18 protein-coding genes are annotated in these 22,942 nt (G+C 48.6%); 16 read left to right on the top strand and 2 right to left on the bottom strand.

All coding sequences use genetic code 11. The features are described from left to right. Positions 1-22 precede the first annotated feature (22 nt). From porK to BUB37_RS05080, 5 genes are all read left to right on the top strand, one after another. On the top strand, positions 23-1,378 hold the full coding sequence (gene porK / locus BUB37_RS05060; RefSeq protein ID WP_072989437.1) for a T9SS ring complex lipoprotein PorK/GldK: 1,356 nt from the start codon (positions 23-25) through the stop codon (positions 1,376-1,378). 169 nt (positions 1,379-1,547) lie between these two features. Then, positions 1,548-2,201, top strand: coding sequence for a type IX secretion system motor protein PorL/GldL (gene porL, locus BUB37_RS05065; RefSeq protein ID WP_072989440.1), 654 nt, complete (start codon positions 1,548-1,550; stop codon positions 2,199-2,201). Positions 2,202-2,252: 51 nt separating this feature from the next. After that, positions 2,253-3,812 carry a type IX secretion system motor protein PorM/GldM gene (gene porM, locus BUB37_RS05070; RefSeq protein ID WP_072989444.1) on the top strand — a complete coding sequence of 520 codons (1,560 nt, stop codon included), beginning with the start codon at positions 2,253-2,255 and terminating at the stop codon, positions 3,810-3,812. Between the two features lie 57 nt (positions 3,813-3,869). Continuing rightward, on the top strand, positions 3,870-4,772 hold the full coding sequence (porN, locus tag BUB37_RS05075) for a type IX secretion system ring subunit PorN/GldN (protein ID WP_072989449.1): 903 nt from the start codon (positions 3,870-3,872) through the stop codon (positions 4,770-4,772). 97 nt (positions 4,773-4,869) lie between these two features. After that, positions 4,870-5,925, top strand: a complete 1,056-nt coding sequence (locus BUB37_RS05080; RefSeq protein WP_317616545.1) for an NAD(P)/FAD-dependent oxidoreductase — start codon at positions 4,870-4,872, stop codon at positions 5,923-5,925. A gap of 3 nt (positions 5,926-5,928) precedes the next feature. Here BUB37_RS05080 and BUB37_RS05085 read toward each other — a convergent pair whose 3' ends face one another. Beyond that, positions 5,929-6,318 (bottom strand): DUF983 domain-containing protein, encoded by a 390-nt coding sequence (locus BUB37_RS05085; RefSeq protein ID WP_072989453.1) that lies wholly within the window; start codon positions 6,316-6,318, stop codon positions 5,929-5,931. A 136-nt stretch (positions 6,319-6,454) separates the two neighbouring features. Here BUB37_RS05085 and abc-f point away from each other — a divergent pair, with 136 nt between their 5' ends. The 7 genes from abc-f to BUB37_RS05120 all read left to right on the top strand — a co-directional run bounded on the left by abc-f (position 6,455) and on the right by BUB37_RS05120 (position 16,675). Further along, positions 6,455-8,368 carry a ribosomal protection-like ABC-F family protein gene (gene abc-f / locus BUB37_RS05090; RefSeq protein ID WP_072989456.1) on the top strand — a complete coding sequence of 638 codons (1,914 nt, stop codon included), beginning with the start codon at positions 6,455-6,457 and terminating at the stop codon, positions 8,366-8,368. 169 nt (positions 8,369-8,537) lie between these two features. Next, on the top strand, positions 8,538-9,419 hold the full coding sequence (locus tag BUB37_RS05095) for a hypothetical protein (RefSeq protein WP_072989459.1): 882 nt from the start codon (positions 8,538-8,540) through the stop codon (positions 9,417-9,419). A 155-nt stretch (positions 9,420-9,574) separates the two neighbouring features. Further along, positions 9,575-10,702, top strand: a complete 1,128-nt coding sequence (locus BUB37_RS05100; protein WP_072989462.1) for an efflux RND transporter periplasmic adaptor subunit — start codon at positions 9,575-9,577, stop codon at positions 10,700-10,702. 9 nt (positions 10,703-10,711) lie between these two features. Further along, positions 10,712-13,999 carry an efflux RND transporter permease subunit gene (locus BUB37_RS05105; RefSeq protein WP_094766532.1) on the top strand — a complete coding sequence of 1,096 codons (3,288 nt, stop codon included), beginning with the start codon at positions 10,712-10,714 and terminating at the stop codon, positions 13,997-13,999. Further along, a complete protein-coding gene (locus BUB37_RS05110; protein ID WP_072989465.1) occupies positions 13,996-15,348 on the top strand; it encodes a TolC family protein in 1,353 nt (450 codons plus the stop codon). The genes BUB37_RS05105 and BUB37_RS05110 overlap by 4 nt, the downstream gene beginning before the upstream one ends. 65 nt (positions 15,349-15,413) lie before the next feature. Then, positions 15,414-16,439, top strand: coding sequence for a Gfo/Idh/MocA family protein (locus BUB37_RS05115; RefSeq protein ID WP_072989468.1), 1,026 nt, complete (start codon positions 15,414-15,416; stop codon positions 16,437-16,439). A 53-nt stretch (positions 16,440-16,492) separates the two neighbouring features. Beyond that, positions 16,493-16,675, top strand: coding sequence for a CPXCG motif-containing cysteine-rich protein (locus BUB37_RS05120; RefSeq protein ID WP_072989471.1), 183 nt, complete (start codon positions 16,493-16,495; stop codon positions 16,673-16,675). Position 16,676: 1 nt separating this feature from the next. Here the strand turns inward: BUB37_RS05120 and BUB37_RS05125 are convergent, their stop codons facing one another. Next, positions 16,677-17,360, bottom strand: coding sequence for a head GIN domain-containing protein (locus BUB37_RS05125; RefSeq protein WP_072989474.1), 684 nt, complete (start codon positions 17,358-17,360; stop codon positions 16,677-16,679). A 197-nt stretch (positions 17,361-17,557) separates the two neighbouring features. Between BUB37_RS05125 and BUB37_RS05130 the strand changes: the two genes are divergently transcribed. The 4 genes from BUB37_RS05130 (at position 17,558) to BUB37_RS05145 (ending at position 22,938) form a co-directional block, all read left to right on the top strand. Then, positions 17,558-18,604 carry a formylglycine-generating enzyme family protein gene (locus BUB37_RS05130; protein WP_094766559.1) on the top strand — a complete coding sequence of 349 codons (1,047 nt, stop codon included), beginning with the start codon at positions 17,558-17,560 and terminating at the stop codon, positions 18,602-18,604. 42 nt (positions 18,605-18,646) lie between these two features. Continuing rightward, on the top strand, positions 18,647-19,174 hold the full coding sequence (locus tag BUB37_RS05135) for a YceI family protein (protein ID WP_072989478.1): 528 nt from the start codon (positions 18,647-18,649) through the stop codon (positions 19,172-19,174). A gap of 79 nt (positions 19,175-19,253) precedes the next feature. Further along, a complete protein-coding gene (locus BUB37_RS05140; protein WP_072989481.1) occupies positions 19,254-20,435 on the top strand; it encodes a M20 metallopeptidase family protein in 1,182 nt (393 codons plus the stop codon). A 160-nt stretch (positions 20,436-20,595) separates the two neighbouring features. Continuing rightward, the gene (locus BUB37_RS05145; protein ID WP_072989484.1) at positions 20,596-22,938 is read left to right on the top strand and encodes a PSD1 and planctomycete cytochrome C domain-containing protein; all 2,343 of its coding nucleotides are present in this window, start codon (positions 20,596-20,598) and stop codon (positions 22,936-22,938) included. Positions 22,939-22,942: the final 4 nt, after the last annotated feature.

Here is a 22,942-nt window from a genome sequence, read left to right on the forward strand (position 1 = left end):
GAATCGAAATTTAACCTAAAGTATGAAAAAGCTATTGTTATCATCTATAGCGTTTGTTTTTTTGCTCAGTAGTTGTGGGTCAAGAACAAAAGGAGAGCTAGTCGGGGCCCAAGGCAAAAAATGGTATCCGGAGAAACCCTATGGGATGGTGCTCATTCCAAGAGGTTCCTTTATAATGGGTAAGACCGAGGAGGACCAGGCTAAGATCATGAACGCACCCACAAAGACCGTTACGGTCAGATCGTTCTATATGGATGATACCGAAATTACGAATAGCGAGTATCGCCAGTTCGTAGAATGGGTAAAAGACTCCATTACCAGGACCAGGTTGGCCATTTTGGCCGATGAGCTTGGCTTGGGCCCGGAAGATGGGGGTATTGGTGAATACGCCTTCAAGGATGCCGATACGACCAAACTTTCGGCCTATGACAAGTATATGCTGGATAATTATGCCGGTATGGGCGAGACTGGTTATGAGGGAAGGGCGTTGAACAAAGACCAAGACCTGGTTTGGGATATTTCGGAGTATCCCGATGAGTATTATACCGAGGTGATGGATTCTTTGTACATCCCGGAAGAGGAGTCGTACAATGGTCAGCGTACCATCGACGTCACCAAGTTGAAGTACAAATACAGTTGGATGGATATTGAAGCCGCGGCCCGCTCAAGGACGGGTAGCAGAAAGGATTTTATCCGTCACGAAGAATTGGAGATTTATCCCGACACCACGGTTTGGATCCGCGATTTCGAATATTCCTATAACGAGCCGATGCACAACGATTACTTTTGGCACGATGCCTATAGCGACTATCCTGTTGTAGGGGTGTCATGGGACCAGGCGAGGGCCTTCTGTAATTGGAGGACCAAGTTGAAGAACGACGACCAAAAGAGCCGGGGCAAACAGTTTGTCAACCAGTTCAGGTTGCCTACCGAGGCCGAATGGGAGTATGCCGCCAGAGGTGGTATCGAAGGAGGGACCTATCCTTGGGGCGGTCCGTACGTAATAAGCGATACCGGTTGCTTTATGGCCAACTTTAAGCCCCAGAGGGGCGATTATGCCGCAGATGCCGCCCTGTATACCGTAGAGGCGAAATCTTATGAGCCAAACGACTATAACCTGTACAATATGGCGGGTAACGTTTCTGAGTGGACCAACTCGAGCTATGATCCGAACTCCTACGAATTCGTTTCGACCATGAACCCCAACGGTGGTGATGCCGCCAATGCCAGAAAGGTTATTCGCGGTGGTTCTTGGAAAGACGTTGCTTACTTCCTACAGGTAAGTACCCGCGATTACGAATACGCCGATTCGGCCCGTAGCTATATAGGGTTCAGGACCGTTCAGGATTATATGGGGGAAGAAGATTCGACCCAATAAAATAATAAAATAGGGAACCAAGCCCCAAGGGGAAAGGGTCCCGGCAAATAGTTAAAGTTCAAATACACCGTTCCGGATCGCAATTGAGAAATGCGATTGGGGACAATAGTTCCAAACATTAAACCAAATCTTTATTTTTAACATTAAATTTCAAATTAAATCTTAAATTATGGCACAGTCAAAATCAACAAAAAAACTGTTTAACATGGCCTACGGCCTTGGAGCATCGGTAGTAATCATTGGTGCATTGTTTAAAATCCTTCACTGGGAGCTTGGCCCCTTAAACGGTGGTGTCCTACTTGCCATCGGTCTTATTACCGAAGCGCTTATTTTTGCTATTAGTGCCTTTGAACCGGTAGACGACGAATACGATTGGTCTTTGGTATACCCAGAGTTGGCCGGAGGTGAATCGCAACAAAGAAAGAGCAGTGAAGCTGCCGAGATCAAGGAAGCAGAGGCCTCATTGTCGGCTAAACTGGACAACTTGCTGAAAGAAGCCGGTGTCGATGCCAACTTGATGGAGAGCCTAGGTACCAGCATTAGGAATTTCGAAGGTGCCGCCAAAGGTATCGCCCCGACCGTCGATGCAATGGAATCTACAAGAAAATATTCCGAGGAAATGTTGCAGGCCGCCGCTCAAATGGAGTCTTTGAACAGCCTGTACAAAGTTCAATTGGAGAGTGCGAGCAAACAAGCCTCGGTCAACGAAGAAGTGGTGCAGAACGCCGCGGCACTTAAAGACCAAATGGAATCCTTGGCAACCAACCTTTCTTCCTTGAACGGAGTATACGGTGGTATGTTGAGCGCAATGACCAGAAACTAATTAGATATTAGTATCCCCAAATCATTAATTAATCAAATCTAATTAGAAAACATGGCAGGAGGAAAACAAACACCACGTCAGAAGATGATCAACCTAATGTATCTGGTGTTCATCGCAATGTTGGCGTTAAACATGAGTAAGGAAGTACTTTCGGCTTTCGGTATTATGAACGAAAGACTAGAGGCTTCCAACGCCAAAACAATAGAAAGTAACGAAGCCTACTTGGCTAATTTGGAAACCAAGGCATCGGAAGATGCCGCCAAGTATAAGAAGTTATACGAAGACGCCCAGAAGATCAAGGCTATGTCCAAAGAGTTTTACGATTATTTGGACGGTCTTAAGACCGAGATGATGGAAGGCGTCGAAGATCCCAAGGATTATATGGTAATGGACAAGTCCGATTACCTAGACCAAAAGTTCTTCCAAGGAGATGGCCTTTCAGAAGGTGGAAAAGAGTTCTTGAAGCGCATCCACGATTACCGCGACCAGGTTTCGGCCATGGTGCCCAAAGGAATCAAGTCTTCGGTAGAAGCTAGGTTCGAAACCGGTGACGAGAACGGAAAAGTGGAAACGCGCGACGGTTCCAAGGTCGATTGGATCAAATATCACTACGAAGGATTCCCTCAAGTGGCTTCTTTGGCTAAATTGACTGCGCTGCAAGCCGATATAAAGGCTACCGAAGAGTCTGCCTTGAAGGCTATGCTCGAAGGTGAGTTGAGCGATCAGGTTTCCTTGAAGAACTTCCAGACCTCTTTGTTCGGTAGTAAGTCCGCTTACTACAGTGGAGAAAAATACGATGGTAAGATCATTATCAGCAAAACGGACAACAGCTCCAAGCCTGTAAGGGCCGAGTTGACCTTGGACGGACGTAAACTTACCGAAGGAACCGATTATAGGTTGGAAGAAGGTGGGGTCAAAATGTTGATCAGCGCCGGTTCTCCAGGAGACCATGTTGTAAAGGGAAAACTTTTCTTCCAACAAGATGGGGAAGAGATCGAAGTGCCTGTGAACAATACCTTTGCTACCATCAGCAAGCCTAATGCCGCCTTGATCGCCGCCGACAAGATGAACGTTGTCTATAGGGGCGTTGCCAACCCGATGTCCATCTCTATTCCGGGTATACCCAACAACAAGGTAAAAGCTTCGGCTCCAGGTCTTAAGTCCGTTGGAGGCAGTAAGTACGTAATGAACCCAGGTAAGGGTAGAACGGTTACCATTACCGCTTCAGGTACATTGCCTGATGGCCAAACGGTTTCGTCTAAGTCCGAATTCAGGATCAAGGATATTCCAAGGCCTGCAGGTACCGTAAGCAAGCAAGATGGTACGGTTAAGTTGCCAAGGGCCAACATGGAGATAGCTACTATCGGAGCTATGTTGGAAGACTTTGACTTTGATCTGAACCTCGCGGTTAGCGGATTTAAGTTCAAGGTGCCCGGCCAGCCTACCGTAAGTGTAAAAGGCAACAAGTTGAACGGTATGGCCAAAACAGCCTTGAAAAGGGCTAAAAGGGGAGATGTGGTTCAGATATTCGATATCGAGGCCTACATCACCAATAACAAGAGTTACAAGTTGAAAAAAGTATCTCCTGTAGTCGTGGAGATCACAAACTAATATTAAGTGAAAAACCGGGCAGCCATTGGTTGCCCGGTAATTTTAAAATTGACAAACATGAATTGGAAGAATGTTTTAGTAATCGGAGCAGTAACTTTGTTACCTGTTTCCATGATGGCCCAGGCGAACATCCTAAACGCCAAAAAGCCGGAGGAAATCGGAATAAAGACCGAGGCCCAGAAGGCTTTGGACAACGATGCACCCTTGGAATACGGTTATGTCGACGATCGTGACATACTTTGGTCCAAGACGGTTTGGGAGGTCATCGACCTTGATGAAAGGGTGAATTTCCCTTTGTATTATCCGACCGACACCGTTGATATAGGTAGCGACAGAAGATCCCTGTACGATGTGTTGTTAAGGAGCATTAAAAATGGTGAGCTCGAAGACGTCTATGCCGATTCGTACTTTACCGATAAGCGAAAGTTTTCCGACCTTGAGGCTACTTTGCAAAGGGTCGATACCACCGATTATGGATACGAACAGATCAATGCCGGTGAAGAACTTTCTCCCGAGTACGTCATGAAAAGAAGCATTACGGCCGCCGATATCGAAGAATACCGTATCAAAGGCATGTGGTACTTCGACAAGCGCCAAGGAGAATTGAAGTACCGTCTTTTGGGTATAGCGCCCGTGGCTCCGGATGTCAACTTTATAGACGATGAGTCCATGGATCCCGCAGATGCCAAGGTGGAGCTGTTCTGGGTATGGTACCCGGATGCCAGAAAGATCTTGCACGAGGCCAAGGTGTTCAACCAAAGAAACTCGGCCCAGCCCATTTCCTTTGATATGTTGTTGAACGCAAGAAGGTTCAATGGGGTCATCTATAGGGAAGACAACGTACACGGCGACCGCAAGGTCAACGACTATATTCCCAACAATGCGTTGTTCCAATTGTTGGAGGCCAAAAGGATCCAAGAGACCATCCGCGACCGCGAACAAGACATGTGGGCTTATTAGGCCTAAAAAATATTCCAATTCAATAATACAGGGCGCCCCGACCATTTGGTCGGGGCGCCCTTTTTCGTTTCCATCCCGGTACCAAAAGAGGTTTACATTGGTTACCTTTGCCCCCATGTTGGATTATTTGATCGTAGGGCTTGGGCTGGCCGGCATTTCCTTTGCCGAGCGGCTCGATGGCGCCGATAAGACGTTTAAGGTGGTTAGCGACCGCTCACAAACCTCTTCAAGGGTTGCGGGCGGCTTGTACAATCCGGTAATTTTAAAACGCTTTACCTTGGCCTGGAAGGCCGATGTGCAGTTGCAAGGGGCCAAGCCCTTCTATGCGGCCTTGGAGGCAAAGCTGGGGAGCTTGGACCACCCCTTTCCGGTCTATCGTCGCCTTAGTTCCATCGAAGAGCAGAACATGTGGTTCGAGGCATCCGATAAAATGGGACTGGGCAAGTTTCTATCGCCTACAATTCATCCGAATACCCATTCGAATATAGATGCCCCATTGGGCTTCGGGGAAGTGCTCCATACCGGACGCATCGATACCAATAAACTGGTCGATGGCTATACCGATCGGCTTGCTGAAAACGATAGGCTCCTCGCCGAAACCTTTGATTATGCCAAATTGCATATTAACGAGAGGTTTGTGGAGTACAAGGGTATCAGGGCAGGTAAAATTGTTTTTGCCGAAGGCTTCGGTATGAAGGGGAATCCCTTTTTTAACTACCTACCGCTCAATGGAAGCAAGGGCGAATACCTAGTGGTCAAGGCCGTGGACCTGAAAATCGATTTCGCCCTCAAATCATCGGTCTTCGTTATCCCTTTGGGAAACGACCTCTATCAGGTCGGAGCCAACTACGAATGGAGGGATAAGACGAACGAGCCTACGCAAAGGACAAAGGAAGCCTTAGAGCAAAAGCTGGGCGCCTTGATATCGTGCGATTATGAGGTGGTGGGACAGCTGGCGGGGGTCAGGCCTACGGTAAGCGATAGAAGGCCCTTGGTAGGCAGGCATCCCGAACATAAAAACCTTTATGTACTCAACGGCTTCGGTTCGCGAGGGGTGCTGATCGCCCCTTATGCTTCAAGGCAGCTCCTTGATTTTATTGAGGAGGGTATCGCCCTCGATGCCGAAATGGACATTCGCCGTTTTGACAACTAGGGCTTAGGAGTGTACCTTGCCGGCCTTTTTGTCGTACTTGATAAAGAAATTGATCCAAATGTTCCTCGAAAGCCTGATAATGACCGGCATGAAGACGACCAAGGTTCCGATGATGGCGAAAAAGGTGTTCAACAACGAGGCTCCGAAAAAAACAAAGGCGATAATAAAGGCGGCTACGGCAAAGGCGACACCTACGGCATAGCTTACATACATCGCCCCATAAAAAAAAGAGGGCTCCATTTTGTATTTTAGGCCACAATGCGAGCAACGTTCGTGCATCTCAAAAAGGTGGCCCATTTTATAGGGGTTGGATTCAAGGTACATACTTTCGTTATGGCACCTGGGACAAGTTCCTGTTAAAATGCTGTATAGTTTGTTTCCTTTTTTTAACATTTGCAAGAATTTTGACAAAAGTAAGTAATACGCCTATCTTTATCGGTAATATTTGTTACAATTCAAACGTTTTTATCTCCGTGGTTTTCGAATGGCGAACTAGAAAGCGGAATATAATATCTCGAAACCAATTTCAATGTTGAACATCCATAATCTTTCGGTATCCTTTGGTGGTGAATACCTTTTTGAAGAAATTTCCTTTCGGCTCAACGGGGGCGACCGCGTAGGGCTAATAGGTAAGAACGGGGCGGGAAAATCGACCCTGCTCAAGTTGCTGGCCCAAGATTTTGAACCGGATATGGGAACCATTGCCAAGGAAAAAAATATCAAGATCGGGTTTCTTAGGCAGGATATCGATTTCGAGGAAGGACGTACCGTCTTGGAGGAAGCCTACCAGGCATTTTCCGAAATAAAGGCCATGGAGCTGCAGCTCGATCAGGTCAACCACCAACTGGCCGAACGAACCGATTACGAAAGTGAGAGCTATAACCAATTGATCGTAGACCTGAGCGACCTCACCCACAGGTATGAGATCTTAGGGGGCTACAATTATCAGGGCGATACGGAGAAAATTCTATTGGGCCTGGGTTTTAAGCGCGAAGATTTTGACAAGAAGACCGAAACCTTTTCCGGGGGGTGGCGAATGCGGATCGAGCTGGCGAAGTTGCTATTGCAGAGCAACGACGTGCTCCTGCTCGATGAGCCGACCAACCATCTCGATATCGAATCGATCATTTGGCTGGAACAGTTCTTGAACAATTATACCGGTGCCGTGGTAATCGTATCGCACGATAAAATGTTCTTGGACAATGTAACCAACCGGACCATCGAAATATCGTTGGGGCGCATTTACGACTACAACAAACCCTATACGCAGTTCTTAAAGCTGAGGGGAGAGATCAAAGAGCAACAATTGAACGCCCAAAAGAACCAGGAAAGGGAGATCCAGCAGGCCGAAAGACTGATCGAGAAGTTCAGGGCCAAAAGTAGCAAGGCTTCCATGGCGCAATCCTTGATCAAAAAACTCGATAAGATGGAGCGGATCGAGGTGGACCAAGACGACAATGCCGTCATGAACCTTCGTTTTCCCGTTTCCGTCACCCCGGGCAAGGTCGTGGCCGAAATCGAAAACCTTTCCAAAAGTTATGGGGATAAAGAGGTTCTAAAGGATATCAACCTGTTGCTGGAGCGCGATAGCAAGACCGCCTTTGTCGGACAAAACGGCCAAGGCAAGTCCACATTGGCGAAAATCATGGTGGGCGAGCTCGATTACGAGGGCAAGATGAAACTGGGGCACAATGTGCAAATCGGATATTTTGCCCAGAACCAGGCCGAGTATCTCGACGGGAACAAGACCATACTCGATACCATGATCGATGCGGCCAACGAAAAGAACAGAAGTAAGGTAAGGGATATCTTGGGTTCCTTTTTGTTCCGGGGCGATGAGGTCGATAAATATGTCAAAGTGCTATCGGGGGGCGAAAGAAACCGATTGGCCTTGGCCAAAATGCTGCTTCAGCCCTTCAACGTTTTGGTAATGGACGAACCGACCAACCACCTCGATATCCAGTCGAAGAATGTATTGAAACAGGCCTTGACCAATTTCGAGGGTACCTTGGTGGTCGTTTCCCACGATAGGGACTTTCTGCAGGGCCTGACCAATAAGGTATACGAGTTCAAGGACAAAAAGATCAAAGAGTATTTAGGGGATATCGATTTTTATCTCGAACAGCGCAAGGCCGAAGACTTTAGGGTAATCGAAAAGAAATCGGAAAAGGAAAAAAAGACTTCGGACAAACCCAAAAACAATAGTTTTAAAGACCAGAAAAAGCTCAAATCGCTCAAAAACAAATTGAGCTCGGTTGAAAATAAGATCGCCCAACTCGAAAAACAGATTGCCGATATCGACCATGAATTGCTGATGGATTACGACGCCACTATCGCCAAACCCAACTTTTTCGATACCTACCAAAACAAGAAAAAGGAGCTCGAGGACTTAATGGAGCGATGGGGAGAAATAACCCTTCAGCTTGAGAATATGGGCGAATGAAGGTGTTAAACTTCCTCTAAAAAAAGTAAAACACAACAAAATCCGGGGCTTTCACAACAATATAGGGCAGTTGGCCGATATTTTTTTGGTTTTCGTCTATCGAAATCCGTATTTTGTAGGGTATTTCTTAGTTGACCGATGTTGTCGCTAGCGTAAAACCTAACCCGATATGAAAAATATTTTAATCTATCTCGTCCTTTTGTCGTTCTCGGCCAGTTCTCTTAAGGCAGAGGTTCCCGTAACGGAAAAAGAGGCTTTAATCGAATTTTATAAGTCTACCAATGGCAATCAATGGACCCATAAATGGGATACGGACACCGATGTTTCGGAATGGTACGGAGTCAAGGTGGTCAACGACCATGTATCCGAAATAAACCTGTTCAGAAATAATTTAAGTGGTACTATACCCGGAAGTATTGCCCAGCTGAAAAATTTGACCTTGTTGAACTTGGCCTTTAACTCGATTACGGGAGAACTTCCCGAAGAAATGGTAAACCTCACTAGGTTGCGAACCCTCAAATTGGAAATGAACCGACTTAAGGGCGAGTTGCCGGTGGCCCTTGGCAAGATGAAAAACCTGGAGGAGTTAACGGCCTTCAATAATTTTTTGACGGGAAGTATTCCGGAGAGTATTGGTGACATCAAGAACCTAAAAGTATTGAACCTTTCAAGCAATAGCCTAAAGGGCGATATTCCCAAATCTTTGGGCAGCCTGTCTTCCCTGGAAAGCTTGGGGCTTTTCGAAAACACCCTTGAGGGAAGCATACCGCCCGAAATGGGAAAGTTGACGAAACTTAAGGAATTGGTTCTTGCGAACAATCAACTTGGGGGCGAGGTGCCGGCCGAGTTCGAACAATTGGCAAGCCTGGAGGTATTTCAAATCCAGAACAATAAATTCGAATCGGTAAAGAACTTGGAGCGTATGGGCTCTTCCCGCGATTTCTTGGTGTTCGATTACGATAAGGAGGATTTGGAACGCGATTTCAAAGACCCCAATTTCAGTAAAACGCGAATGGCCGATACCAAGTTTGAGGATGATGATATTGACTAGTACCGAAATTTATTGATTAGTTTGGTTAAAGGGATGCATTGGGCATCTCTTTTTTCTTTAATGCCCTACAATTACATTTAAGATACATTTAACTATACCGGCTGAAACTATTGGATAGTTTTGTAGTCAAACCACCAACTAACTAGCTTTAATTTATGAATACACGTAAAGTAGTCCTTTCCGTAATCGGGGTACTATTGATCATTCTTTCTATTTTTGCCGCCAAGGCCATTATCGACAGTAAGACCACTCCCAAGCCCAAACCGGAAAAAATTGTAAAAACGGTTTTTGTGGAAACCGTTCAAAATGGTCCGGTGCCCATAAAGGTACCTGCGAACGGAAACCTTATTGCCAAGCAACGTGTAGAACTGTATTCGGAGGTACAAGGGGTTTTTAGAAGGGGGGCGAAACTTTTCAAGGCAGGCCAGGCCTACAATGCCGGAGAGACCATTATCCGAATCGATGCGGCCGAATATTCGGCAAGTGTCCAATCGGCCAAAAGCAATTTGTACAATCTGATTACCTCGATCATGCCGGATCTAAGGCTCGATTACCCGGAAATATACCCCAAATGGGAAGCGTATCTGGGAAGCTTCGATATCGAGAAGACGACACCCCCCTTACCGGAAATGACGACCGAAAAAGAGAAGTTCTTTATTTCGGGCCGCGGTATACTCACCAATTATTACAACGTCAAAAATTTGGAACAGCGTTTGGTCAAGTACCGGATCACTGCGCCTTTCAACGGGGTACTTACGGAGGCCCTGGTTACGGAGGGTACCTTGATCCGTTCGGGACAAAAACTGGGGGAGTTTATCGATACCGGCGTATACGAACTGGAAGTGTCGATCGCAAAGACCTACAGCGACCTGCTTAAGATCGGCGAGAAGGTAGAGCTGGTAAATTTAGACCGAACCCGAAGCTATGAGGGCAAGGTTTCGCGAGTCAACGCCAGTGTCGATCAGGCCTCACAGACCATCAAGGCATTTATCGAGGTGAAGGATGAAGGGTTGCGGGAAGGCATGTACCTCGAGGCCAATTTGAACGCCAAGGAAGAACAGGATGCCATAGAGATCGATCGGGGGCTACTGCTCGAAAACGATAAGATCTTTGTGGTCAGGGACTCCGTTTTGGATCAAATCGACGTAAAACCGGTCTATTTCTCCGACAAGACAGTGGTTTTGAAAGACGTGCCCGACGGAACGACCATAGTCTCCAAGCCCGTAGTGGGCGCCTATGCAGGCATGCTTGTAAAGATTTTGGAAGAAAAGAGCAATCCGTAACCGTCGCCCATGAAAAATATCATCTCTTATTTTATAAAGTATCATGTGGCGGTAGATGTCTTTATCATGGCCTTTGCCATTTTTGGTATTGCCGGCATGCTGACGCTCAATTCATCGTACTTTCCCCTCTCCGATTCCAAGAATATCACCATAAACATCACTTATCCCGGGGCTTCGCCCCAGGAGGTAGAGGAAGGGATAGTGCTTAAGATCGAAGACAACCTGAAGGGCCTGGAGGGGGTTGACCGCGTTACCTCTACTTCGCGGGAAAACAGTGGCCTTATCAATGTCGAGATCGAAAAGGGCAGGGATATCGATTTTATGTTGCTCGAGGTAAAGAATGCGGTCGATAGGGTCCCTTCGTTTCCAACGGGTATGGAGCCCTTGGTGGTCTCCAAGCTCGAGGCCATTAGACAGACCATCAGTTTTGCCATAAGTGGCGAGAATGTTCCCTTGGATGTGTTAAAGCACATCGGCAGGCAGGTCGAAAACGAACTCCGGGCCATTGATGGGATCTCGCAGATCGAAATGACCGGCTTTCCTGAGGAGGAAATAGAAATTGCGGTCAACGAGAATAGTCTTCTGGCCTATAATGTTTCCTTTAACGATGTGGCCCAGGCCGTTGGCAATGCCAACATTCTCGTTACGGGCGGAAACATTAAGACCGATACCGAAGAGTATTTGATAAGGGCCAATAACCGGTCGTACTACGGCAAGGAACTCTCCAATCTGATTATAAGGGCCGATGCCTCGGGCCAAACGGTACGCTTAAAGGATGTGGCCATTGTTCGGGATCGCTTCGCCGAATCTCCCAACGCCTCTTATTTCAACGGGCAACTTTCGGTAAACACATCGATTACCAGCACCAATACCGAAGATTTGATTTCCTCTGCCGACAAGGTCAAGGCGTATATCGAAGACTTTAACCACAAGCATAACAATATCAAGCTCAACGTGGTAAGCGACCAATCGAAGACCCTGAACCAGCGCACCGAACTACTTACCGAGAACGCCATCGTGGGAATGATCCTGGTGCTCGTATTTCTTTCGCTTTTTCTCAATACCCGATTGGCATTCTGGGTGGCCTTTGGCTTACCGATCTCGTTTTTGGGCATGTTCATCTTTGCCCAATATTTCGATGTTACCATAAACGTCCTTTCCCTTTTCGGGATGATTATCGTTATCGGTATCCTGGTAGACGATGGTATTGTGATCGCCGAGAACATTTACCAACATTACGAAAAGGGGAAATCGCCCATACAGGCGGCGATAGACGGTACCCTCGAGGTGATACCGCCCATCGTATCGGCCATTATCACCACCATCTTGGCTTTTTCCATCTTCCTTTTTCTAGACGGACGGATCGGGGAATTCTTTAGCGAGGTGTCGGTGATCGTTATTCTCACCTTGGTCGTCTCCCTGGTAGAGGCCCTGATCATATTGCCGGCCCACTTGGCGCATTCCAAGGCCCTGGCGCCCATGGAAAAACGGCCCAAGACAAAAATTGGCCAGGCTTTTGCCCAATTGCGGCGAATTAATGAACTGGGCGACCGTTTAATGGTGTGGATGAGGGATAGGATGTACAGTCCCGCCCTGCGGTTCGGTCTCAAGCACAAGATATTGACCTTTTCCTTTTTTGCCATTGCCCTGGTCTTGACCATTGGTTCCCTGGGCGGGGGGATCGTACGGACTTCTTTCTTTCCCAGGGTGGCCAGCGATAAGCTTACCATAGAGTTGCTGATGCCCAACGGTACCCACGAAAAGGTAACGGATAGCATTATAAGCCTTATTGAGGAGAAGTCGAAAATTGTCAATCAAGAGCTTACCGAGAAGTACCTGAAAGGCACGGGCAAGCAGCTTTTTGAAAACACGATACGAAATTTGGGGCCGGGCTCCTCTACGGCCAATTTGGTCATCAATTTATTGCCGGGCGAAGAACGTCCCGACGAGATCAGGGCCGATATGGTTACCAATCGCTTGCAAGAATTGGTCGGGCCCGTAGTGGGGGTCGAAAGCCTGATCTATGGCTCCGGGGGTAATTTTGGCGGGAGCCCCGTTTCGGTGTCGCTATTGGGCAACAACATAGAGGAGCTCAAGGCCGCGAAGAACGAATTGAAGGCGGCCATGCTGAACAATGCCCTGCTTAAGGACGTTGCCGACAACGACCCGGCCGGTATCAAGGAAATCCGATTGGAACTTAAGGAGAACGCCTATTTGTTGGGACTCGACCTGAGAACCGTTATGGACCAAGTTCGGGCCGGTTTTTTTGGGGCCCAGGCACAGCGCTTTCAACGTGGCCAGGATGAAATACGGGTGTGGGTGCGTTATGACCGGGAAAACCGGTCGTCGATTACCGACCTGGATGAAATGCGTATCACCACCCCAAGTGGCAGCAAGGTTCCCCTGAAGGAAATCGCCAATTATACCATACAACGTGGCGATGTGGCCATCAACCACCTCGAAGGGCAGCGGGAAATTCAGGTTACGGCCGACCTAAAGGATGAAAAAACCACGACGGCCACCGATATTATGACGGACATCCGGACGAATATCATGCCCGAAATACACTCCAAATACCCGACGGTTACCGCATCTTATGAAGGGCAGAACAGGGAGGCCAAGAAAATGACCGATTCCTTGAGGGTGGTCGGCCTGTCCGTGTTATTGTTGATTTATATCACCATAGCCTTTACCTTCAGGAGCTTTAGCCAGCCCTTGTTGCTCATCCTAATGGTGCCCTTTAGCCTTACGGCCGTGGCATGGGGGCATTGGATCCACGGTTTTCCGGTCAATATGCTCTCTATGTTGGGTATCATAGCCTTGATAGGTATTATGGTAAACGACGGCTTGGTACTCATCAGCAAGTTCAATGGAAACTTAAGGAAGGGGATGAAATTCGACGATGCCATCTACGATGCGGGACGGTCGCGCTTTAGGGCGATCTTCCTCACCTCGGTCACTACCATTGCGGGGCTCGCCCCCTTGCTCTTGGAAAAGAGCCGGCAGGCCCAGTTCTTGAAACCAATGGCCATTTCAATTGCCTATGGTATCGGGTTTGCCACGATTCTAACCTTGTTGATGCTGCCGCTGTTCCTGGCCTTCAGCAACAAGATGAAAGTAGGTAAGAAGTGGCTGGTCAAAGGGGGAGTGGTAAGTAAGGAAGAAGTGGAACGGGCCATAATCGAACAAGAGGAAGAACGTAAAATGCAAAAAGGTTCCGTACATGGTCAAAACGGAAACCTCGAACATAGCGATTCGCCGAAAATGGAATTGGAGGCAAAGAATAGTCAAGAATGAAGATAATCAAAACGAGCGCCACGCTTTTATGTTTGGCGATAGGTACCCTTACCTTCGCGCAAGGTCGAGTATTGTCAAAGGATGAAGCCATAGAACTGGCCTTGCGGAATAATTTTGACATCAAGGTGGCGCGCAACGAGGTAAAGATCGCCGATAACAACCAAGGTGTCCTCAACTCGGGCTACCTGCCTAGCATTACGGCAACGGCCGGCGCAGATTACAATCGGGACGATTCGACCATCGAGTTTCCCGGTCAGTTGAACGAGGACGGGAGTCCCAGGCCCGACCAAGACCTGTACAAGGCCGAGGCCCAACGTTACAGTTCGGCTTTGAACGTCAATTACACCCTCTTCGATGGTTTGGGCCGCTTTTACAATTACAAGCGGCTTAAGGAACAATACCAGCTCAGCGAGCTGCAGGCCAGGGAGACCATCGAAAATACCTTGCTGCAATTGTTCAGTGTGTATTTTGAAGTGGCCAGGCTCACCGAAAACAAAAACGTACTGCAAGAGGCCCTCGAAATATCGATGCAGCGTATCACCAGGGCAGAGTACGCCTTTGAATACGGGCAGAATACCAAATTGGATATATTGAACGCCCAGGTAGATGTGACCAATGACAGTATCAACCTCTTGAATACGCAGCAGCAATTGCGCAATGCCAAACGCGACCTGAACGTTGTCCTCAACCGGAACCTCGATGCCTCCTTCGAGGTCGATACCTTGATTACCTTTATTCCCAAGCTCCGGTTGGAAGAGTTGATCGCCCAGGCCGAATTGAACAACGTGGCCGTGCTACAGTCCGAACGAAGCCTCGCCATCAACGAATACGACATCAAAGTGAACAAATCGGGCTACCTGCCAACCGTAGGACTTACGGGCACCTACGGATGGAACCTCAACCAAAGTGCCCCTTCGGCATTTTTTCCGGGTACGAACAACGAAACGTGGAATTTCGGACTGGGGGCAAGCCTTACCTGGAACATCTTTGACGGGGGCGGAACCACCGTCCGCGTAAAAAATTCAAGAATCGCCTACGAAAATCAGGAACTTTTGAAAGAACAGGTCAAACTACAGGTAGATCGCGATATTCGGAATGCCTTGGATATCTACGAAAACCGCTTGAACATTTATCGCATCCAAGAACAAAACGTAATTACCAATCAAAACAATTTTGAACGCTCAAGGGAACAGTTTCAGTTGGGGCGTATAACATCGATAGAGTTCCGTCAGGCGCAAATCAACCTTTTGAATGCCCAGACCAATAAGAACTTGGCCAAATATGACGCCAAACTGGCCGAACTGCAATTGTTGCAATTGACCGGGCAACTTTTGAACATAGAGCTTTAAGGGGCTCCCCTCTTGCTGGTAACGATTTTTCTTTGTAACATAGTCGTAACTTAAAACTGCGTACTATGTCTACCCCTATCGGAATCGGAATCGTTGGAACCGGATCGATTGTCAACAACTATATCAAATGCATTTCCGAACTGGAAGATGCCCGTCTTGAAGCGCTTTATACCAAATCTGAAAACCGGGTAAAAACGGCCGAAGAACAGTTTGGCGTGCCCGTATACAGCGATTTGGACGAATTTATGGCCCAAGACAGGATAAACCTGGTCTGTATCTGTAATGAAAGCGGTAGGCACGGAGAGGCGATCAACGCGGCGGCAAGGGCGGGTAAGCATGTGTTGAGCGAAAAGCCCCTGGAGGTGACCACCCAAAAGATCGATGAGGTCATAGCGGCCTGCGAACGGGGCGGTATAAAGTTGGGCTGCGTCTTGCAAAACCGATGTAGTGCCGATTACCTTCTTCTCAAAAACGCCGTAAACCAAGGTCGGCTGGGAAAATTGCTGATGGGCAATGCCCATATCAATTGGTACAGGTCAAAGGAGTACTATGCCGGGAGCCAATGGCGGGGTACCTTGAAGTACGATGGCGGGGCGGCATTTATGAACCAGGGCATCCACACCATCGACTTGTTGATCCACCTAATGGGCGACGTAACCTCGGTTTTCGGAAAGGTGCAGACCCGTGTACATGATATCGAGGGGGAAGACGTGGGAAGTGCCCTGTTGAACTTCAGCAATGGGGCGATAGGCAATATTACCGCCGGAACGGCCCTTTATCCGGGCTATCCGGAGCGTTTGGAGGTATACGGTGAAAAGGGAAGTGTGCTTATGGAAGCTGGTAAGATCGTCAAATGGAACGTACCTGGTACGGATGCCCCCGACTTGGAACAGGACAAGGGGAACGGTTCCGGTGCCGCCGACCCGACGGCCATAGGCCACCAAAACCACAAAACCGTTTTGGCCGATATGATCGATGCCATACGTCAAGACCGTTCGCCAATGGTCGGCGGAAAAGAGGCAAGAAAGGCCGTAGCGGTAATCAACGCCGTTTACGACTCATCGAAAAAGGAAATGGTGGTGCGTTTGTAACAAGGGCCGCCATAGTATTTCAGTAGCTTGTTAACCCCCCTTAAGCCCGGAGGATGTACGAACATTTTTTTCAATGCCCCTACTGTTGGGAGCATATTTCTATGTTGCTCGATGCCTCGGTGACAAGCCAAACCTATATCGAAGATTGCGAAGTTTGCTGCAACCCTATCGAGGTCTCGCCCGGGTTTCAGGACAACCAACTCGTGGCCTTTGAAGCAAAGGCTATAGGACAATAGCTTATTCGACCACTTCTATCTTGCCCCCGAATACCTTGTCGCGATCGATGTCCTTTGGGTTGCCATAAATGTAGATTGCCCCCCCGGCCCTTACCTTGGCCTTTACTTTTTCTGTGGCATTTACATCGGCCAAACCACCTGCACTGACCGTTACCTCGGTCGTTTCGGTGTTCAGTTGCTTATTGTATACCTTGCCTCCGGTGTTGATCAACACCTCCTGCGTTTTGGCACTGCCCGTCAAGGTGATCTCGCCCCCGGTAACCGATTTGGCGTAAAGGTCGTCCAAGTCGACCTTAAGGTCGATAATACCACCTTCCTGGGCCTTTATTTCGATCCGTCCCGTATGGGTCAGGGTTTCGTCGGATTTGATTTTGGCGTTCTCATTGGCGTCGATCAGATCGAGCTCTTCGGTATAGTAGAGGGTGGCCAAAGCTTCATCGCCGTCCATGAAATTGTCAAACTCCATTTTTATCTTTAACAGGCCGTTCTTGTTCGATATGTTTACCTCGTCCTTGTCGTCACCGGTAATGACCAATTTGTTTTCATTGCCCTTGACCAGGGTAACGACAATGCGGTCATAGGCCTTTACCTGTGTAAACTTTTCAAGTTTTTTGGTGTTCGATTTTTGCGCGATAAGGGTAAAAGTGCCCAAAAGGGTGGCCAACAGCAATACGGACTTCTTCATTTTTTGATGGTTGATGTTAACCTTCAAAGATAATTCATTTATCGAAGAGTTGGGTGTCAGAAATCCTTTGCGCGGAGCAGTGAATAATCCGAGAAACCGGCAAAAACAGGACATTTACCTTTAAAGCCGTTTTTTTGCCTTATCAATCCCAAAAAACCTTTAATTTTAGCAAAAACGAAACCGAACATACCAATCATATGAAAAAAACTATTTTTTGCTTGGCCCTTGCCACGGGCTTATTACAATCGTGCACTACAAAGAAAGCGGTCGTTCAATCCGCCCCGAATGAAGCCGTGTCCACGGCCGTGGAACAACAGGTCGTTCCGCCGGCTGCAGCTGCAGATCAAGTGGAAGGTTATACCGAAACGGTTCCGGCCGCCAATGTAAGTTTTGATATGGTCTATGTCCCCGGAGGAAGTTTTATGATGGGCAGTCCCGAATCGGAGGCCCATCGAAAAGCGGACGAGGGTCCGCAAAAGAAGGTGGAACTTGGCCCTTTTTATATGGGTAAGTATGAGGTCACCTGGGATCTGTTCGAGCTCTTCTTTAAGCAGAACAAGGATTTGTTCGTAAAACTGGACGATGATCGGGTCATCAAGATCGACGCTATTACCCGGCCAAGTCCCCCTTATGAAGACCCGTCGTACGGTATGGGCAAGGATGGCTTTCCGGCAGTGAGTATGTCGGCCTATTCGGCCTTGGTCTTTTGTAAGTGGTTGAGTACCGTAACCGGTAAGTTCTATCGCCTGCCCACCGAGGCCGAATGGGAGTATGCCGCACGTGCGGGAACCACGACGGCCTATAGTTTTGGCGATGATGTCTCCCAAATCGACGAGTATGCGGTATACTACGGGAATTCGGGCGAAAAGTATGCCAGGGTGGGCAGCAAAAAGCCCAATCCTTGGGGCTTGTACGATATGCACGGAAATGTGGCCGAATGGACATTGGATGAATATAAGGAAGACGCCTATGCCCATATGGAGGCGAAAAACCCATGGCACGTTCCCACGGTTATCCATCCGAGGTCGTACCGCGGGGGCTCATGGGACGACGATGCCGACAAACTGCGCTCGGCGGCCCGGTCGGCATCGAGTTTGAACCAGCAGAAAAGAGACCCCCAGATCCCCAAGAGTTTTTGGTGGTTTACCGACTCCAATTATGTGGGCATGCGCCTGGTGAGTCCGAAAAACCAGCCCTCGCCCGAAGAACAGCAAAAATTCTGGCAGACCGTTTTGGACGAGTAGGCCGTGTTTTGGAAAAGAAGATTCGAATTTGAAAGTTAAAAGATGAAATACATTATCACATTAGTTTTAGTTGCTTATGGCTTTGTGCTATCGGCCCAAGACCTCTACACCCTATCGGACGAAAGTACGTTGACCATAGACGGTACTTCCACCGTTCACGATTGGACGGTCGCCGCCCAAAAAATGGTCGGCGAATTGCAGTTGTCCGATGCCACGATAAAGGAAATAAATTTTGAGGTGGATGTGGCAGAAATAAAGAGTGAACGCGGTGCGACGATGGACAATAAAATGCACAAGGCCCTTAAAAAGGATGAATACCCGAAAATAACTTTTGTCCTTACCGGGTTAAAGGACGAATCGACCGTGGTCGGCAATTTGACGATTGCCGGGAAGCGGAATGTGGCCGAGATTCCCGTAGCGCTCAACAGCTCCGGAAATGTGGTCGAACTGTCGGGCGAATACAAGCTCGTACTGCAGGACTTCGGTATCGAGCCCCCTACGGCCATGTTCGGCCAAATCGTCGTGGGCGACGAGGTTACCGTTAAGTTCAATTTGAAGTTCGCAAAGTAAGGCGGTAAGGGTGCTTCCCCGATTCGACTGACGAACAGGCCGAATTCACCTAGGTTGATTAAAAGAATAACGTCATTATATGGGTTTAAAGAAAGATATCCGCGCCTTGGCCAAAAAGCATTTTGGCGAATGTGTCGATGTGCGTAGGCATCTGCATGAAAACCCCGAACTTTCCTTTCAAGAATATCGAACCTGTGGATATCTGCGGGAACAACTGCAAAAAATGGGCCTGACCGATATAAAGACGGTCGCCGAAACCGGATTGCTGGCTACCGTAAAGGGCGAACCGGGTGGCAAGCCGGTCCTTCTCAGGGCAGATATCGATGCCCTGCCCATTTCGGAAAGGAACGAGGTCGCCTATGCCTCGAAGAATCCGGGGGTGATGCACGCTTGCGGACACGATGCCCACGCGGCCATGCTTTTGCTCTGTGCGAAAATACTTGTGCAGTTGAAGGACAGGCTTAAGGGGGATGTCCATCTTTTGTTCCAACCTGGCGAAGAAGTGATGCCGGGGGGCGCCACGCGGGTACTAGGGGAGGAGGCCTATCAAAACCTGGGAAGCCCCATACACATCGGGCAGCATGTACGACCCGACATACCGGTCGGCAAAGTGGGTTTCCGTTCCGGCAAATTCATGGCCAGTATGGACGAGCTTTTCCTTACCGTAAAGGGCAAGGGCGGCCATGCGGCCATGCCCGAAAATGCGATAGACCCGGTCTTGATCGCCTCGCATATTATCGTGGCGGCCCAACAGTTGGTCAGCCGGATGGGCTCGCCTAAGATACCATCGGTGCTATCCTTCGGCAAGGTGCTCGCCGATGGGGCCATTAACGTTTTGCCCGATGAGGTGTATATAGAGGGTACTTTTCGAACCTTCGATGAAAATTGGAGAAAGGAAGCCTTGGCAAAGCTTGAAACCTTGGTGAAGGGTATGGCCAAATCGATGGGAGGCAGTTGCGAGCTCAAGATCAACCATGGCTATCCACATTTGGTTAACGACCCTCAATTGACCGCCGATCTGGCAAAAGGGGCCGAGGAGTATATCGGTTCGGCCAAGGTAATCGAGGTAGACCAATGGATGGCCGCCGAAGATTTTGCCTACTATTCGCACAATGGTCCTGCTTGCTTTTTTATGTTGGGCGTTGGTAATTCCGAAAAAGGAATTGTTTCCGGTCTTCATACCCCGACCTTCGATTTGGACGAATCGGCCATCGAAATAGGGGGTGGATTAATGGCCTGGTTGGCCCTAGGTCGATTTTGATCAGGGTATCCTTTTGGACAGAATGATGATTGCGGGCCATTCAAACGGGGATATGGGTAAGATATATCCAATTGTGGCCAAAATACTTGTGCGGTGTAATCACGGAAAATGCTTAAATTTAAAGAGGTATAGGCCGGTAGATATCGGATAACCCAAACGGATGAAATACAAAATTGCCATTTTACTAGTACTCGCGGTAATGATAGGTGCCCTTTATGCCTATAAAAAAGGCGTATTCGCAACTGAAAAAGACCAATACGCAGCCTTACCGTTACCGGAGACGGTAGATTACAATTTTCATATTAAGCCCATTCTTTCCGATAATTGCTATACCTGCCACGGTCCCGATGCGAACAAACGAAAGGCCGGACTCCGCTTGGACGTGGAACATATGGCCTTGTCGGAACTTCCCGAGAGTCCGGGCGAATACGCCATCGTGCCCAAGGATTTGGACAAGAGCAAGGTCTATGCGGTGATAGTTTCCGAAGACCCCGGTCAAATGATGCCTCCGCCCGATTCAAAGCTGGCATTGAATGCCTACGAAAAAAAGTTGATCAAAAAATGGATCCGTCAAGGTGCGAAATTTGAAAGGCACTGGGCCTTTATCCCCCCTGAAAAAACCGAGGTTCCCAAGAGCGAGGTGTCCGACTGGGGACATAATGAAATCGATGGTTTTATCCTCGATAAGCTCGAAGGGCAAGGTCTAGGCCCTTCGGAAAGGGCCACCGACGAGACCCTGATCCGGCGGATCAGTTTGGACCTGACCGGGTTGCCCCCTGAGCCGGAGAAGGTCCCGACCTTGTTACGGGATATCTCCGAAGACAAAATCGACAAGGTCATCGATGAGTTTTTGGCCTCGCCCACCTATGGCGAACGAATGACCCAATCTTGGTTGGATGTCGCCCGCTATGCCGATTCACACGGGTACCAAGACGACAGTTACCGCACGATGTGGCCTTGGCGCGACTGGGTGATCCACGCTTTTAACAAAAATCTGCCCTATGATGAATTTTTGACCTGGCAACTGGCCGGAGACCTATTGCCGAATGCCACCAAGGAACAGGTTTTGGCGACCGGCTTTAATCGCAACCATCCGATTACCCAGGAAGGCGGGGTCATACAAGAGGAATATCGCGTCAATTATGTGCTCGATCGCACCAATACCCTTGGAAAAGGCATTCTTGGCCTGACCTTGGAATGCGCCCGGTGCCACGACCATAAGTACGACGCCATATCGCAAAAGGACTATTTTGAAATGTTCGCCTTTTTTAACCAAGTAGATGAAAAGGGATTGCAGATGGATGCCGTTCAGGCCAAAAACCAAAAATTCTTCGCCGACCCCCCGTTTATAACCATTACCGCCGATGAAACCGAAGATGTGCTGTCGTTTATCAATATGAAAAAGACACCTAGGCTCAATGTAATGGTGATGAACGATTCCGCGCCCAAAACCACCTATATTCTAAATAGGGGAGAGTACGACCAGCCGACCGATTCGGTAGTTCCGGGTACGCCTGCGACCATATTCGCTTTTTCCGAAGAGCTGCCCAAGAACCGCCTGGGCTTGGCCCAATGGCTTACCGATACCAAAAATCCGTTAACGGCACGGGTTTTTGTCAACCGTTTGTGGGCCATGGTATTTGGAAAGGGACTGGTGGAGACCGTCGAGGATTTTGGGGTTCAAGGCAGCCTGCCCACCCATCCGGAACTCTTGGATTGGCTGGCAGTTGATTTTATGGAGCACGGTTGGGATATCAAATACCTGTTGAAGAAAATCATGCTTTCGGCGACCTATCAGCAAAAATCGGAACTTTCGCCCGCCCTTAAAAAGGCCGATCCCGAAAATAAATGGTTGGCGAGGGCCCCGAGGTTCCGCATGAGCGGTGAAATGATCAGGGATTACATACTGGCTACCAGTGGATTGTTGAACAAAGAGATCGGTGGGCCCAGCGTAAAACCCTACCAGCCCAAAGGCCTATGGGAGGAAACCAATGCCGGGGGCAATCGGGGCGTTCTGACCACCTATGTTCCCGATGGGGGCGAAGATCTGTACAGGAGGTCTCTGTATACCTTTTGGAAGCGTACGCTGCCCCCTCCGTCGATGACGATTTTCGATGCCCCTAACCGCGATTTTTCCGAAGTCAGAAGGCAAAAGACCAATACGCCCTTACAGGCCTTGGTGCTGCAAAACGATGTGCAGGTCTTGGAAGCGGCCCGCGTCATGGCCCAGTGCATGGTTTCGGCCGATGCCGATAACCCCGATTACGTAACCGAGGTGTTCCGGCGTATCTTGATCAGAATGCCCAAGAAAGAAGAACTGTTGACCCTAAAGGCCTATTATCACAATGCATTGTCCATCTATCAAAACGATTTGGCAGAGGCAAGGAAGTTGGTAGCCGTGGGCAATTACAGGCAGTTGGATACGGATCCCGCCAAAACCGCTGCCCTTATGTTGACGGCGCAGGTAATTTACAATTTGGACGAAACCATTACCAAAGAATAAGAAC

This window comes from Pseudozobellia thermophila (assembly GCF_900141855.1).
In the GTDB taxonomy this organism is placed as follows: Bacteria; Bacteroidota; Bacteroidia; order Flavobacteriales; family Flavobacteriaceae; genus Pseudozobellia; species Pseudozobellia thermophila.